18 protein-coding genes and 1 tRNA gene are annotated in these 15,121 nt (G+C 63.0%); 5 read left to right on the top strand and 14 right to left on the bottom strand.

The genetic code is table 11. The features are described from left to right. Positions 1-2: 2 nt before the first annotated feature. The 3 genes from D3D01_RS17120 to D3D01_RS17110 all read right to left on the bottom strand — a co-directional run bounded on the left by D3D01_RS17120 (position 3) and on the right by D3D01_RS17110 (position 2,021). Positions 3-287, bottom strand: coding sequence for a DNA-directed RNA polymerase subunit L (locus tag D3D01_RS17120; protein ID WP_005538371.1), 285 nt, complete (start codon positions 285-287; stop codon positions 3-5). A 79-nt stretch (positions 288-366) separates the two neighbouring features. Then, positions 367-678, bottom strand: coding sequence for a C2H2-type zinc finger protein (locus tag D3D01_RS17115; protein WP_121513085.1), 312 nt, complete (start codon positions 676-678; stop codon positions 367-369). Then, complete coding sequence (locus tag D3D01_RS17110; protein WP_121513084.1) at positions 675-2,021, bottom strand: hypothetical protein; 1,347 nt, start codon at positions 2,019-2,021, stop codon at positions 675-677. The genes D3D01_RS17115 and D3D01_RS17110 overlap by 4 nt, the downstream gene beginning before the upstream one ends. Before the next feature lie 166 nt (positions 2,022-2,187). Here D3D01_RS17110 and D3D01_RS17105 point away from each other — a divergent pair, with 166 nt between their 5' ends. The 4 genes from D3D01_RS17105 (at position 2,188) to D3D01_RS17090 (ending at position 5,217) form a co-directional block, all read left to right on the top strand. Next, entirely contained in the window at positions 2,188-3,051 is an 864-nt protein-coding gene (locus D3D01_RS17105) for a heme-copper oxidase subunit III (RefSeq protein ID WP_101350439.1), read from the top strand. 42 nt (positions 3,052-3,093) lie between these two features. Then, positions 3,094-3,336, top strand: coding sequence for a flagella cluster protein (locus D3D01_RS17100; RefSeq protein ID WP_101350440.1), 243 nt, complete (start codon positions 3,094-3,096; stop codon positions 3,334-3,336). 54 nt (positions 3,337-3,390) lie between these two features. Further along, a complete protein-coding gene (locus D3D01_RS17095) occupies positions 3,391-4,026 on the top strand; it encodes a PGF-CTERM sorting domain-containing protein (RefSeq protein ID WP_101350441.1) in 636 nt (211 codons plus the stop codon). A gap of 150 nt (positions 4,027-4,176) precedes the next feature. Further along, entirely contained in the window at positions 4,177-5,217 is a 1,041-nt protein-coding gene (locus tag D3D01_RS17090) for an NAD(P)-dependent alcohol dehydrogenase (RefSeq protein ID WP_121513083.1), read from the top strand. A gap of 51 nt (positions 5,218-5,268) precedes the next feature. On the opposite strand, the gene D3D01_RS17085 is transcribed toward D3D01_RS17090, so the two are convergent. The 11 genes from D3D01_RS17085 to D3D01_RS17035 form a co-directional block, all read right to left on the bottom strand. Continuing rightward, entirely contained in the window at positions 5,269-5,574 is a 306-nt protein-coding gene (locus tag D3D01_RS17085; protein ID WP_121513082.1) for a hypothetical protein, read from the bottom strand. A 273-nt stretch (positions 5,575-5,847) separates the two neighbouring features. Next, positions 5,848-5,921 (bottom strand) — tRNA-Thr (locus D3D01_RS17080). 78 nt (positions 5,922-5,999) lie between these two features. Continuing rightward, on the bottom strand, positions 6,000-6,413 hold the full coding sequence (locus tag D3D01_RS17075) for a universal stress protein (RefSeq protein ID WP_121513081.1): 414 nt from the start codon (positions 6,411-6,413) through the stop codon (positions 6,000-6,002). Positions 6,414-6,416: 3 nt separating this feature from the next. Then, complete coding sequence (locus tag D3D01_RS17070) at positions 6,417-7,166, bottom strand: ABC transporter ATP-binding protein (protein WP_101350445.1); 750 nt, start codon at positions 7,164-7,166, stop codon at positions 6,417-6,419. 2 nt (positions 7,167-7,168) lie between these two features. After that, positions 7,169-7,954, bottom strand: a complete 786-nt coding sequence (locus D3D01_RS17065) for an ABC transporter ATP-binding protein (RefSeq protein ID WP_101350446.1) — start codon at positions 7,952-7,954, stop codon at positions 7,169-7,171. Beyond that, a complete protein-coding gene (locus D3D01_RS17060; protein WP_121513080.1) occupies positions 7,947-9,011 on the bottom strand; it encodes a branched-chain amino acid ABC transporter permease in 1,065 nt (354 codons plus the stop codon). Before D3D01_RS17060 ends, D3D01_RS17065 begins: the two co-directional genes overlap by 8 nt. After that, entirely contained in the window at positions 9,008-9,895 is an 888-nt protein-coding gene (locus D3D01_RS17055) for a branched-chain amino acid ABC transporter permease (RefSeq protein ID WP_121513079.1), read from the bottom strand. Before D3D01_RS17055 ends, D3D01_RS17060 begins: the two co-directional genes overlap by 4 nt. A gap of 5 nt (positions 9,896-9,900) precedes the next feature. Beyond that, entirely contained in the window at positions 9,901-11,211 is a 1,311-nt protein-coding gene (locus D3D01_RS17050; RefSeq protein WP_121513078.1) for an amino acid ABC transporter substrate-binding protein, read from the bottom strand. A 143-nt stretch (positions 11,212-11,354) separates the two neighbouring features. Continuing rightward, positions 11,355-12,902 carry a DASS family sodium-coupled anion symporter gene (locus D3D01_RS17045; RefSeq protein ID WP_121513077.1) on the bottom strand — a complete coding sequence of 516 codons (1,548 nt, stop codon included), beginning with the start codon at positions 12,900-12,902 and terminating at the stop codon, positions 11,355-11,357. A 61-nt stretch (positions 12,903-12,963) separates the two neighbouring features. Beyond that, positions 12,964-13,215: a hypothetical protein gene (locus D3D01_RS17040; RefSeq protein ID WP_101350451.1), complete on the bottom strand. Its 252-nt coding sequence runs from the start codon at positions 13,213-13,215 to the stop codon at positions 12,964-12,966. Positions 13,216-13,261: 46 nt separating this feature from the next. Beyond that, positions 13,262-14,242 (bottom strand): class I SAM-dependent methyltransferase family protein, encoded by a 981-nt coding sequence (locus D3D01_RS17035; RefSeq protein WP_121513076.1) that lies wholly within the window; start codon positions 14,240-14,242, stop codon positions 13,262-13,264. A gap of 75 nt (positions 14,243-14,317) precedes the next feature. Here D3D01_RS17035 and dph5 point away from each other — a divergent pair, with 75 nt between their 5' ends. Continuing rightward, on the top strand, positions 14,318-15,097 hold the full coding sequence (gene dph5 / locus D3D01_RS17030) for a diphthine synthase (protein WP_121513075.1): 780 nt from the start codon (positions 14,318-14,320) through the stop codon (positions 15,095-15,097). Positions 15,098-15,121: the final 24 nt, after the last annotated feature.

Genomic DNA, 15,121 nt, shown 5'->3' with positions numbered 1-15,121 from the left:
AATTACGCGGCGGCTTCGAACGCGTCGGTAAAGCTGTCTGCCTTCTCGATGACGGCGTCGGTTCCGTCTTCGAGCGCTTCCAGCGCGTCGACGCCCTCCTCGGTCTTGATTGTCAGCACCGGGTCCGTCTGGCCACCGGACTGTTCCGGGTTCACGTCGTAGGTCGCCGCCGTGACGCCCTCTGTCTCCAGCAGCGCCCCTTTGATGACGTTCATGAACGTGTGGTCCTCACCGGCGATTTCGATAGAGAGTTCCGTGTCGGATTTGTCGATAACGCGAAGGTCCATACCCATCTGTTGGTCACCTGCGACCCATCAACGCTTCGCTTCCCGTCCGCTGTGTCGGTGACAGCGTGACACCCGGAGACTACACGAGTGCGTACACCATCAGGAAGCCAAAGTAGAGGAGTACGAGCGCGCCCAGTGCTTGGAGTCGGAACGTCGAAAGCGACTCTTCCTCCTCGCTGTGGGCCGCTCGAAAGGCCTCAATCTCCTCGTCGCCAAGTTCGTTAGGGTGGGCCAGACCGCGGTGGAGCGCGAGCCAAGACTCGCGGGCGAACGGCCGGCCGCAGTACGAACACGTGTGGGCTGTGGCGTCGGCCGGGACATCGTAGGCTGGTTCGTCGTCGGTACTTGTCGCTGCCGCATCAGCTACCGGCTGGGTTGCTGTGTCAGTCATAGATGTGGGAGTGCCACCTCCGGCTGTGAGACGACCCAGAGACTCGTCATCGTATAAAACACCATGACCGCGATGAACGGGTACTGCGACCGAATCGCCTGCAGCCGCGCGGGAAACAGGTCGTATGCGGCGGCGTGGGCCACCCAGATAGCGACCAGATGACCGACGATGACCGACGCGAGCGCGACCGCGCCGAACCACGCCGGCAGGTCGACGGTCGGCACTACTGCCGGATTCGCAAACGGCGACGTAAGCGCGACAGCCAGCGAGGGCGCGAGCACGAGGAAGTATCCGAGGTAATGCGCGAAATGATAACCAACGGCGATGGCGACGAGCGGCGGCGCGAACCGCCGTGCGAGAACAGCCGGGGTCAGATACGTGTCCGACATATCGCGGGAGAGCCGGACCGCGAGTCGATACACGCCGAGGAAGCCGGCGAAGCCGACGCCGAGCGCGACCGGATACAGGAGATGCGGCGGGACACCGGCTGCGACGAGTGGCGTCGTCAGGTCGCGCCAAGCCGGCGTCGTGACCAGCCCGTCGTATGTCGTGACCCACAGCAGGGCGACCACGAAGGCGACCTCGTCAGGCCCGTCGACCAGCCGCGGCGTCGAGAGGTCCATGCCGGGGAGTCGGAGTCGGAGTCCGTCCTCATCGCGGCCGATGGGTGCAAAGCGACCGTAGTAGCGGAACACCCGTTCCACCGGGTCGGCGTGAGCGAACCAGTCGTCAGGCCCGAACACGAGCGCGCCCGCGAGTGTCACCACAGCGTAGCCGGCGACAACTGACGCGAGCAGTCGGGGCTGGTCAGCGAGCGGGCTGACGACCTCTACCCATACCAGCACGAGCAGGCCGCCGACGGCGGGCCACGACCCGACACGGGCCGGGTAACTTCGGTCGAGTGTCGGGAGAAACCCCGCGAGGGTCTTGAACGGATTGAGCGTCGCCCAGCTGTTCCCCACGAGGTACGTCGTCATCGTCAGCCCGGCCCACCAGCCGACCCAGACGAGCAGTATTGCGAGATTCGTCCGGGCGTTCGTCGGCCCAATGAAGCCGACGACGAACACTGCGGCGAGTCCGGCAAGCCCGATGAGCTGCCCAGCGAGCCGCAGGATGCCTTCGAAATTACCCGACAGCGGTCGCCCCCAGTCGTGTATCCGCTCGATGAACGCGCGGTCAGTGACAAACGACGCCAGCAGGAACGACGCGCCGACGGCCGCGCCGCCGGTACTCAGAAAGAGCCACGTCGGGATCGTCAGTGACTCGCGGCCGCCGCCGGCGAGACTGCCGCCGTGTGCGCTTGCCGTCCCCGTCGCGGCCAGCCAGCCCAGTCCGCACACCACCAGCGCGACCGTACGACGCCTCCCAGATGTCATCGTCGATAGTTGGGGCTTCGCCCCCGTGTAGTTTCCGGGATGCCGGCGAGGCACCCGTCGGATCGGGGTTGCGGTGGCACAGGCCGCAGGGAATTGGATGGGCTTTTAGTATTCCGTTCGCAAGGGCCCTAGTATGAGTGTCTCCGATGAACACGCGGACGACGGGCACGGGGACCACCACCTCCCGGCGACGGAGGACTGGCCCCACGGGTTCGGCGAGGCCAGCTGGTGGCCCTTTGTGACGGCGATCGGTGGTTCGGGCATCTACGTCAGCGCGGCCCTGCTCGTGCTCTCGATGGGTGAGAACGCACTTGTCAGCCAGACTGTCGGGGCAGGAGCGATGGCCGGGAGTGTCGGCCTCTTCCTCGTTGGCATCTACGGCTGGCTGTACCACGCCTTCGTCTCGGACTTCTGGGAGCGCGGGACGGACTACCACTCGGACAAGACGCTGAAGTTCGCCATGCTCCTGTTCCTCGGGAGCGAAATCGCCACGTTCGGCGCTGGCTTCGTGTACTACTTCATTGTGCGCGGCGGCGAGGTCTGGACACAGGCGGCAGTGCCCGAAGTCTTCGGCTCGCTGGTGATTATTAACACGCTGATTCTGATTGCCAGCTCCGTGACGCTGCACTTCAGTCACGTCGCGCTCCGTAACGGGGACCGCAGCCGGTTCCTGAAGCTGCTGGGCGCGACGCTGCTACTGGGCATCGTCTTCATCGGCGGACAGGTCTACGAGTACTACGAGTTCATCGTCCACAAGGGCTTTACAATCGGTGGCGGCATCTACGGGTCCGCGTTCTACGGGCTGACTGGGCTCCACGGGCTCCACGTCACGATGGGCGCTGTACTCCTCGGTATTGTCTTCATCCGCGGGTACTACGGGCAGTACTCGGCTGAACGGCACACCTCCGTCTCGACGGCGTCGATGTACTGGCACTTCGTCGATATCGTCTGGATCTTCCTCGTCGTCGTGCTCTACATGGGCGCGAACCTGGTGTAAGTCGCCGACGAGTTTTAGACAGCCGCCGCTCGTTTCACACGTATGGATCGGCTAGACATCAGCGGGAGCTTTGACGTTCACGAGTACCGACACGGGCTCAAGCTGCTGAAAGACGACCGGGGTACGATGACGCTGTCGAACCGAGAGGGGTTCGCCTGTCCGGCCTGTGGCAACGAGTTCGAGACGCTCTTTATCAGCGACAAACGGACAAACACCTTCGGAAACCCCGGGTCGCCCTTCTGTCTGGTCCGGACTGATGACCAGCTGCTGGTCCTGACACATTGAGCCGGACCGACTTCGGTAACAAGGCTTATTCCACCGCATCCGATTCGGTGAGGTATGCATCGGATTATCCCCGCAATCGGCCTCGCTGCCCTCGTCGTGCTATCCGGTTGTGTGACGGCGACGGTTGACTCGACTGTGGCCGCCGACGGCACAGTTTCTGAGTACGACCTGACCCTCGAAATGTCCCCGTCAGTGTACGACGGGCTTCAGAATCAGGCCCAGCAGGAAGGCTATGACTCGGTCGAAGGATATCTTCTGGCCGACGTGAACACCAGTCGAATGTCGAACTACACGTACGAACAAGAACTGGAGGGTGAGAACGTCACGCTCTCGATGACATTCACGGACTGGAACCCCGGCCCGGAAAGCGATGTGTCGGTCAACGCGAGCGGGGGCAACGTCACGTTCGAAGACCGGACGTTCGTTACTGCGAACGAGGATACTGATGTAGCCTTCGGCGACGGCGTCGCAGTCGAGTACCGGCTGACGATGCCCGCCGACATCTCGTCTTCGAACGCTGATATCGTTCAAAACGAGACCGCTGTCTGGGAGTACGCGGCTGATGAGCCGGTCGAGGACCCAATCCGCGCGACCAGCCCCGCCCCCTCGTCGGCCTTCGGTCCCGGTATGGGAATTCCCGTCGCCGTCGTGGCACTGCTGGGGGCCGCGCTGCTTGCCAGTCGGGACTGAGTAGCTGCGTCACCGCACCGCTGTTTTTATATTCGGACGCAACGCCGACCGACTGCTCGACACTCTTCCAGACGGGTTGACAACGATACAGCCAATATATACGATTTTTTATAATATGGGTTTATTGTCGTTTCGTCCGGATACAGGACGATGCGCGCAGCCAGACTCCACGAGTACACGCACGACATGTCGAACGGGCTCTCGATAGACGACGTAGGTGCGCCACAGGTCGCAGCCGGAGATGATGTCATCGTCGAAGTCGACGGAGCCGGCTGGTGCCAGACTGACAATCACATCATCGAGGGAATGTGGGAGCAGTACGTCCCGCAGGACCTCCCGATGACGCTGGGCCACGAGAACGCCGGCACAGTCGTCGAGACGGGCGACGACGTTGACATCGTCTCGGAAGGCGACAAAGTCATCTGCCACCCGGTCCAGACCTGCGGGACCTGCCGACCGTGCCGGCAAGGTGAGACCATGTACTGCGAGAACGACGCGTTCAACGGACTGACGACCGACGGCGGCTTCGCCGACCAGTTACTGACCAGCGACCGGTCGGTCATCCCGCTCCCCGATGGCGTCGACCCGGCTGACATCGCCCCGCACGCCGACGCCGGTATCACGGCCTATCACGCGGCGAAGAAGGCCGTCGACGGACTCAATCCCGGCGACACAGCGGTCGTTATCGGCATCGGCGGCCTCGGTCACATCGGCCTCCAGTGCCTCGACGCCATGTGTGCCGCCGACCTCGTCGCCGTCGACATCAAGCAGTCCGCTCGCGACCTCGCCGACGACCTCGGTGCACACTACACCATCAACCCAAAAAGCGAAGACGTCGCCGCCGAGGTCGAAGCCATCAGCGATGGCGTCGGTGCCGCACAAGTCCTTGATTTCGTCGGGGCCGATGAGACGACGGCGCTCGCGCCCGATATCTGTGCCGCCGGCGGCGACCACCACATCATCGGCTACGGCGGCCATATCCACGAACCCGCGCAGGCGCTCGTCAACGGCGAATTCGCCTATCAGGGAAACATCGTCGGTCAGTACACCGAGCTGCAGGAACTGGTCGCACTCGTTGACCGCGGCGCGGTTACCCTCCACACGACCCAGTACGACCTCAGCGAGGTGAACACCGTCGCACAGATGCTGGAAAACCGGGAGATAGACGGCCGGGCGGTCATCACGCCCTGAACCGTTCCCGAGACGGTATCCCATCGCCGGACGGAGTACCCACCGTTCGGCTCAGCGACCGTCGGCGCGGGTCTGCTCCGTTTCCTCGGCCAGATCGTGATAGCGCCTGAGAAACGTGTCTCGACTCACGGTCCCGGCACCGGCCGCTTCGAGTCGGTCTTCCAGCCCGGCCCGGCCGAAGTGACAGTACTCTTGGTAGCAGGGCTTGCACAGATATTCGAAGGACTTGTCATCGCGGTTCCAGCGATTACCGTACTTGTCGTATTCTCGGGCGTCAGACCGGGCAACTGTGTCACCGCATGCGATACAACAGACGTCTTCGTCGGTGTCGCGGTGCCAGGCGTTTCGGAAATCCATCAGAACCACACTCCATCTGACTGTCCGCACGTGCGTCCCTCGTGCCGGTCTCGCGGGCACACCGCAGTCTCCGCCAGTAATTCGTGCTGTGTGACCATCGTTTACGGCTAGAAATTCCGCCCGGCAGTCCGTTGCCGTATCGCATCACTGCCGAGGGTCGTTTTTATCCCGCTCCCGGAGCACCGTCGGGACAGCGACGCAACACCTACGACTGTCGACAAGTCGTCTCCGTAGAGAACGCGGCTAACTCGTAGAACGGGATTCGAAAAGGGAAGCCGGTGGAGGGATTTGAACCCTCGGCCTAATCCTTACGAAGGATTCGCTCTGCCAGTCTGAGCTACACCGGCGCGTCGCTCGCGTACATCAGTTGTTGGACGCATAACCGCAATAAGGATTGCGAATCGGGGCCACCGAGAGAGACGTTCTCACTCAGCTCGAGACCCGACGACGGTGACCGGGTCGTCCGCCTCAAGCAGGACCTGCTGGGAGACGCTCCCGAACACGGCCTTGCCGGTCGGCGACCGCTTTCTGGACCCCATGACGATCTGGTCGACATCGAACTCCTCGGCTAGGTCGATGATGCCGTCAGCCGGCGGCTGCTGGCCCTCAGCTAGCTGGACATCGACATCGTGGTCCTCGAGATAGTCGCGTACGAGCCTGACTGTCGAGATCCGCTCGACGTTGCGTATCTCCTCGGGCGCTTCCGCTTCTTCCTTGGTCAGTGCGTGTGTGATTACGGCCTCGATCTCGGTCTCGGCAGACGGTAGCTCCGCAACGAAGGCGGCCTGGCCGCGAGCGCGGTCTTCGTCGGCGTCGACTGGGACAAGTATCGTGTACATGTTTTACCCTCCTAGATACAAGCGTCCGACTTCCTCGTCGTTAAGCAGTTCGGTCCCCGTGCCGGTGAACTTGATTTCGCCGCTTGCGAGCACGAAGCCCCGGTCGGCGATAGAGAGCCCCTTTTCGGCGTTCTGTTCGACGAGCAGGATGGTCGTCCCGAGGTCGTTGAGCTGCTTGATGCGCTCGAACACGTCGTCGATAAACCGCGGTTCGAGTCCGATAGACGGCTCATCGAGCATCATCACGTCCGGTTCAACCATTAGCGCGCGGGCCAGTTCCAGCAGGCGACGCTGGCCGCCCGAGAGGGTGCCGGCAGACTGGCTCCGGAGGTCGGCGAGCACCGGGAACTCCGCGTACAGTTCCTCGGCACGGGCGGCGGCGCGGTCGTCGTCGTTGAACACGTACCCGCCCATCAGCATGTTCTCGTGGACGCTCATCCCCGGGAAGACGCTGGCATCTTGCAGCACGTAGCTCATCCCGTTGCTGAGGTTCTGCTGTGGCGACCGGCCAGTGATGTCTTCGCCCCGAAACGACACTGTCCCAGTCTGGACATCCGCGAAGCCGTAGATGCTCTTCATCAGCGTGGACTTCCCCGAGCCGTTCGGACCGATGAGACAGGCGACCTGTTCGTCCTCGACAGCGATGCTCACGTCGTGTAACACCGTCGTGTTGCCGTAGCCGGCTGTGACGTTCTCCATCCGAAGCACCGGCTCCCCGGTCGAGTCGCCCGTGGCGTCTGGTGTGGATGCCATACTTACTCCCTCCCGAGGTACGCGTCGAGCACGCGCTGGTCGTTCTGTATCTCTTGGGGCGTCCCCTCAGCGATACGTTCGCCGTGGGCCAGGACGTAGATGCGGTCGGCGATGTCCATGACGAAGTCCATGTTGTGTTCGATGAGGAAGATGGTCGACTCCTGTTCCTCGTTGGCACTGCGGATGTAGTCGATGAGATTCCCAAGCATCGAGGGGTTGATGCCACCGGCCGGTTCGTCCATCAGCAGGATCTCCGGTTCCGACATCAGCTCCATCGCGAACTCGAGTAGCTTCTGCTGGCCGAAGCTCATCCGCCCGGCGCGGGTCTCGGCCAGCCCGCCGAGGTCGACGTAGTCCAGCAGTTCGTCCGTCCGGGCGAGCAGCGAACTGTCGGGGCGACGCATGAGGCTTGAGACGTCAGCGCCGCCCTCCTGTGCCGCAAGCAGCAGGTTCTCGCGGACGGTCATGTCCCCGAAGATGCGGGTTTCCTGGAACATCCGGCCCAGGCCGGCCCGCGCGATTTTGTGTTCGGGCCAGTCCGTCACGTCCTCGCCCTGCAGGTAGACCCGGCCCTCGTCGGGCGTCAGCGTGCCGGTGATGCAGTTGAACAGCGTGGACTTGCCGGCGCCGTTCGGCCCGATGAGGCCGACGATTTCGCCGCTGTGGATTGCGATGTCCACGTCGTCGACGGCGGTCAGCCCGCCGAAGCGCTTCGTGACGCCGTCCGTCTGCAACACCGCACGGTCGCTGTCCGTGTCGGTCACCGGGCCGCTCGTCGCTTTACTCATCGGCACTCACCTCCGATCCGTCGTCAGTATCTGTGGCGGCCATGCCGCCGTGCTTGTAGTAGTCCATCTGGCTCGCGTATTCGCTGAGCGTTCCGACGACCCCCTTGGGGAAGCCGATAACAGTGATGATGACGGCCCCACCGAGCAAGACGAGCTGCCACCCGACGGCGTACGTCTCCACGAGTTCGATGATGGTGTGGAGGCCGAACGCGCCGATGACGGGGCCGGCAACGGTGCCGGACCCGCCCAGCAGCGCCATCGCGATGAGCTCCACGTTCCACGCGCCGTTGTAGGCGGTCTGGGGGTCGATGAACGTGTTGAACAGGCTGTACGCGGCCCCGGCAAAGCCCGTGAACAGGCCGGCCAGCATCCACGCGGCTGTCTTGTAGTAGGTGGTATTGAACCCCATCGCCGTGGCCTTTTCCTCGTCGTCGCGGATGGCGTTCAGCACGAAGCCAAAGCGTGTCCCCGAGAGGTAGTAGACGAGCCCCATCTCGAAGACGAGAACGCCGAGGAACAGGTAGTAGAAGGTCTCGGCCGATGGCGTCTCCAGCAGTATCTTGCCGCTGGCGCCACCGGTGATATCGAGGATGCGGGAGACCTGTTGCGCGACCAGCAGGACGCCCAGCGTCGCAATGGCAAAGTAGTGGCCACGGAGCCGAAGCACGACGATGCCGATGATAGCTGCGAAGGTGACGGCGAGCAAGCCGGCCAGCAGGAACGCGACCGGGAACGCGAGGGCGAAGTCCTTCGTCAGGATGGCCGTCGCGTACGCGCCGATCCCGAAGAAGGCCATATTCCCGAAACTCGGATACCCGGTCTGTCCGCCGACGATGTCCCAGGAGAGCGCCAGGATGGCGAACAGGAACATCTCAGTGAGGACGGTCATGTAGTAGCCGCCCTCCAGTCCGAGAACGGGGAACGAAGCTGCAATCAGCGCCCCGAGACCGAGAAGCGGCCAGCCGTAGTCGTCACAGGTCCCGAGGAACCGGTCGACTTGCTCTGGCGGAAGAATCGACCGGAGGACGCCGCCAGACTCCTCGTCAGTCGTGCTCATTGGTCAGCCCCCTGGCCGAACAGGCCCTTCGGTTTGAGAATGAGCAGGACGATGAGCAGCGAGAAGCTCACTGCGAGCGTCCACTGCGAGGACGCGAAGCCGGCGACCAGTTCCTCGACCGAGCCGAGCAACAGGCCGCCGATGAGCGCGCCGGGGATGCTTCCGACGCCGCCAAAGACCACGATGATAAAGCTCTTGAGCGTGTAGATGAGCCCCATCTGTGGCTGGATGTTCAGGATGACGGCGATGAACGCGCCGATACCACCGGCGATGGCCGATGAGACGCCGAAAGTCACCGCGCGGGTGTGCTCGACGTCGATGCCGACCAGCGCCGCGGCTTCGGGGTTCTGCGAGACGGCCCGTATCGCTCGTCCGGTCCGTGTTTTCTGGAGGAACACGTACATGAGCGCGGTGAGGACGAGCGCGCCGGCGAAGGCGACAAGTTTCATCTTCGGGACGACAATACCGGCGAGAGTCATCGACGGGTCCGCGAAGCTGACCTGAATCGACCGCGGGTTCGCCGACCACGCCTGTATCGCCAGTTGCTGGATGGCGATGCTCGCGCCGAAGGTCACCAGCAGTGTGAGGAAGATGTCGGTTCCGATGACCCGCGAGACCAGCGTTCGCTGGAGCGCGTAGCCGATTCCGAACAGTACGGCGATGGCGACCGGGATGGTCGCCAGAAACAGGAGTGGCGACCCCTCCGCGTTCCCGGTAATCAGCGTCAGCACCCAGTAAGAGGTGTAGCCACCGAGCATCACCATCTCGCCGTGGGCGAGATTGATGATGTCGACGACGCCCCAGATGAGCGCGAATCCGACCGCCACGCCTGCGAACAGCGCACCGACCAGCAGGCCGTTGACGACGAACTGGGTGGCAGCCATCGCTCTCAGCGCTCGCTCCAGTCGGGCATCGGATATATCGGTTCCGACTGTGCGACGTTCTCCGGGTACGTGATCTGGAGGCCCGGGTCAGGCTGCCACTGATAGACCAGCATGTTCTTGTCGATGACGCCGCTGTCATCGAAGGCGACAGACCCGTACACCGTCGAGAATTCGGCCTGTCGGATGTGGTCTCGGACCGCTGTCGGGTTGAGTTCGTCGACGTTCTGGAAGGCGTTCATATAGGTGAGGATGACTGCCTCGCCGGCCGCGCTGTGGTAGTCCGGCGTGTAGTCGTAGTTCTCCTCGATAGCCGAGACGAAGTCGCCGGTCTTGCCAAACACCGGATCGTCGAAGTTCGCGTTGACGGCCCACGAGGACGGCCCGTACAGATAATCACCGTTCGCGCCGGCCTCGTTCTTGAACGATTCGTTGAGGCTGCCGACGGTCCCCATCGCCGCGTCGACGTTGACGTTCTGACTCTCCATCTGGTTGGCCAGAATAATGTTGTGCTTCTGGTGGGCACACAGCAGGAGGATGTCAGCGCCGCTGTCTCGAACTCTGCCGAGGTTCGTCGAGAGGTCAGATGTGTCCGAGGGGAACGTCTGGTCGACGACCAGTTCCAGATCTGTGTCACTGATTTTGTTCCGTGCCCCCTCTGCGGTCGACTGGCTGAACGTGCCGTCTTCGGCAAGGATCGCGATAGACTCCGGTGCCGAGTCCTGTGCGAGGCACATGTCGATGTAGCTCTTGGCGTACTTGTTCGCCGTCGGCAGGAGGCCGAAAATCCACTCGTTGCCCTGTGCGAAAATTTCCGGGCTTGCGCCGCCGCCCTCGACCATCGGCTTCTGGTTCTGTGCGGCCACGGCGCTCGCGGGCAGGGTGACCGTACTTGAGTACGGTCCGAGCAGGTAGTCGATCCCTTCGCGGTCGATCAGTTCCTGATAGATGGACTTCGACTGGGAGGCGTCGGTGCTGTCGTCCCGGAGCACCATCTCCAGTTCGTACGTGTTGCCGTCGCCGGCCTCGACGCCGCCGGACTCGTTGATGCGCTGGATGGTCAGTTCGTACGCGTCCTTGTACAACTGCCCGAGGTCGGCGTTGTCTCCAGTGAGACTCATCGAGCCACCGAGGGTGATGACGTTCGTTCCACTGCCGCTTTCACCGGTGGAGCCGCCGTCGCCGCCACCACTTCCATCGCCCCCGTCGCTACTGCCGTCGCCCCCGTCACCAGAACAGCCAGCGAGGCCGGTCAGTCCGAGGACACCTGTGCTTCCTGCCACCTTCAGAAACGCGCGTCGGTCGTGTTGTCCAGTCATAGGTCGTTTTACACCCGTGTATCAATGATACACGGCCTGTACGTTCCGTTGTGACATACCCTATTAAATGTTAAGGATACGGCGACAGAGACAGACCTGTACGTATAAAACCCCTCTCAGAGCGAGCCACGCGGAAGAGCGGCCTACCAGAGTATGTGTGGCCAGAAGACCGCGAAGGAAACGAGGACGAGCCCTGTCAACACGAGCGTCATCAGGACGTTCAGCACGACACCGGCCCGTATCATATCCCGCTGCTCTAGGTGGCCGCTGCCGAAGACAATGGCGTTCGGCGGCGTCGCGACGGGGAGTGCGAACGCGAAGCTCGCCGCGATAGCCCCGGTAACCGTCAGCGTGATCGCAGCCTGCACCGGCTCAACGCCGAGTGTTCCGGCGAGCACGCTCCCGAGGCCGATGAGGATCGGAGCGAGTATCGTTGTCGTCGCCGTATTTGAGGACAGTTCCGTCACCAGCACGGTGAAGACGACGACAGCAAGCACGACGAGGACCAGCGGTGCGCCGACTAGAGTATCGAAGACAGTCCGTGCCAGCCACGTCGTCGCCTCGGTTTCGGCCAGTGCATCTGCCAGTGAGATGCCGCCACCGAACAGGATAATCGTCCCCCAGTCGATATCAACCAGATTCTCCCAGTCGTCGGCGCCGGAAAGAACGAGTGCCGGAATCGCGAGCAGTCCGACCACCACGAGATACAGGACGCCCCGATGCCCCGTCAGACCGAACACAGTGTCGCCTGCGCCGCCGAACAGTGTCACGAACACCGGGTCGGGAAGAATGCCTTCGAACAGGAACCCAAGCCCACCGAGGATCCACAGGCCCGCTGTAGCCGCAAAGATATACGCTGCGCGGCGACCGCCCGTCGATAGCGGCCCCTCCTCCGCAAGATACGCTTTCGCCTGCGCGTTCGCTCCACTCACGTCTTCGACTTCCGGCGGGTAGAGCCAGAACGTCAGAACGTACCACGTCAGTGGGAGGGTCAACACGACGATCGGAAGCCCGATGGCCAGCCACTGCACGAACGATATCTCGACACCGATGAGCCTGTCGAGAAACGCCACGGCGACGACATTTGGCGGTGTCCCGATGAGGGTCCCAACCCCGCCGACGCTCGCCGCGTAGGCCGTGCCGAGCAAGGTCGCGACCCGCATGTTCGATGTCTCGCCGTCGGGAACATCTCGACCGACAACCTCGGCAAGCACACCCAGCGCGACGGGCGTCATCATCGCCGTCGTCGCCGTGTTCGACACCCACATCGAGAGAAACGCCGTCGCAACCATGATTGCCAGAATGAGCAGTCGTGGCGAGCGCCCCATCCAGCTAATGAGGTGCAGGGCGATGCGACGGTCGATGTTGTGAGTCTGGAGCGCCTTCGCGAGCATGAAGCCGGCCACGAACAGGTAGATGAGCGGGTCGGCAAACCCCGAGAGTGCGGCCTCCATCTCGGTGTAGATGCCGAACACCGTCAGTAACACCGGTATCAGCAGCGCCGTTACCGGGAGCGGCAGCGCGTCGGTCACCCAGAGAATCGCCGCGAAGGCCATCGTCGCCAGTGCATACTGGGCGGCGATATCGAGTCCGGACGGCGTCGGGACCGCGGCTATCACAGCTGTCGAGGCGAGCGCGACGGCAATCGCCGCCGCCGTTCGTCGCGGTCGCGTTCGACCCGACCAGGTCATGGCAAGCCCCGCTGGTTAGTCACCGCGTCTCGGCGTCCGTTGGATATCCCTTCGGTCATGGTTAGAAGTTCGAAACCAGCACGCGAACCTGCTCGGTAGTCAGCTCCGACTGGTACAGATCGAACAACACTTCGAGTCGTTGCTCCGAGAGGCTCCGGTTGTTGTTCTCCAGCATCGAGATGTGAGCCTGCATGATATCGTCGATTTCCACCTCGACCTCCCGCTGGCCGAACCCCGCCGCGACGCGGAGGAGCCGCCACGCTGTCGGCGAGATGTCGTGGATGTCGATGTCGTCACCCTCGCTCACCTCCATCTGCTACTATTCCCCACCATCAGACGAATGAACATAACTGTTCGTCTTAGCGTGTCAGCCGAACGTCGAGAACGACGTTGTGTTCTTTCGGGGCATACGACCGAACAGTGTGGCGCGTTTCGACCGTCACGTCGTACGTCGGCTCCGCAGCCGCCCGGATCACTCGCTCGCCGGGACCGAACAGGTCATCCTCGTGCTGAATGTCGTAGTAATGCAGAACGCACTCGTCGGCCGCCAGACAGACGGCGGTCTCAAGAAACTCATCGGCGCTGTGGGGCAGGTTCATCACGACGCGGTCGGCCCAGCCCTCGTACTCGCCGGCAACCTCGCGTACGTCGCCACAGATACCGGTCACGCGGTCGGAGACGCCGTTTTGCTCTGCGTTTGCCCGGAGGTACTTGATCGCCGTCTCGTTGATGTCGGTCCCGACACAGGTCGCCTCGCGTTTGGCGAACGGAATCACGAACGGACCGACACCGGCGAACATGTCGAAGGCTCGCTCTCCCGCACTGACCTGCTTGGTAACACGATGGCGCTCTGTCGCCAGCCGCGGCGAGAAGTACACTTCGGCGAGGTCGAGGTCGAACGTACAGCCGTACTCCCGGTGAGTGACTGCTGTACCTTCGCCGGCGAGTACGTCCCAGTCGCGGACCCGCTGTTCGCCCTTGATTTTCGATGCGCGATTCAACACCGCTCGCACGGGGAGGTCCGACTTCATAATCGCGTCGGCAATCGCCCGCGCCCGCTCGTCGTCGTCCTCGTCGACAATCGCGACATCGCCGATGCGTTCGTAGCTCGGATCGTAGCCGAGGGCATCCGCCGGCATCGTCTGGCCTTCGCGAACCGGCGGATCTGCCTCCACGACGGCCAGGTCTGACGGCACCGCTGTGGGGTCGGTGACAGGAACGTATAGCTGGCCGTCGACGACCGTGATATCGTAGCCGTCGTCGACGAGGTTTGCCTCGGCGAGGCGCTGGCGCGTCTCTTCGCCGGCCTCGCGGGGAACGCGAACGCAGGGAACGCCCATACGTCTCTTCCCCGACCGTGGGCGGTAAGCCTGACGCTTCGCGCCCTTTATGCCCGGCGGCGACCCACTCCGGATATGCTCACTTTCGTCGGACTGGGCCTCTATGACGAGCGCTCTGTCACGGTCGCAGGCCGCGACGCCATCCGGGACGCCGACCGGGTGTTCGCCGAGTTCTACACGAGCCGGCTGATCGGCACTGATCTCGAAACGCTGGAAGACGCGCTGGAGACGAGTATCGAACTCCGCGACCGTGCCGGTATCGAGCAGGACCCCGAGCCGATTCTCGAAGCCGCTGAGCGCGAAAGCGTCGTCTTCTGTACCGCCGGGGATACGATGGTCTCAACGACACACACTGATCTCCGACTCCGTGCCGAGAACCGCGGTATCCAGACCCGAATCGTCCACGGCACGACCGCCCAGACTGCCGCCGGTTCGCTGACCGGCCTGCAGAACTACCGCTTCGGGAAGGCCACAACGCTCCCCTTCGAAGACGCCCACGGCGGTGACGGCGTTCCGGATAGCGTCGTTGCTACCATCGAGGACAATCAGGACCGGGACCTCCATACGCTGGTCTACCTCGATATCAAGGTCGACGACCCCCACTGGGACGACAGCGACGACACGTACATGACCGCAAGCCAGGCCGCCGCCATGCTGTCGGAGCCATTCCCGGACACGCACGGCGTTGTCGTGGCCAGAGCCGGCAGTCCTGAACCACTGGTGGTTGCTGCTACGCTCGACGAACTCGCTACACAGACGTTTGGCGACCCGCTACATTTGCTTGTCATCCCCGGGTCACTTCATCCGCTTGAGGCGGATGCACTGGAGTCAATCGCTGGTGCAGCGCTAGAATAGCGAGTGTCGGTCCCGCGGCGCGGT

Origin of the sequence: Haloarcula sp. Atlit-7R, from assembly GCF_003666065.1 — an archaeon.
Classification (GTDB): Archaea; Halobacteriota; Halobacteria; order Halobacteriales; family Haloarculaceae; genus Haloarcula; species Haloarcula taiwanensis.
This window is presented reverse-complemented; position numbering and strand designations above follow the sequence as displayed.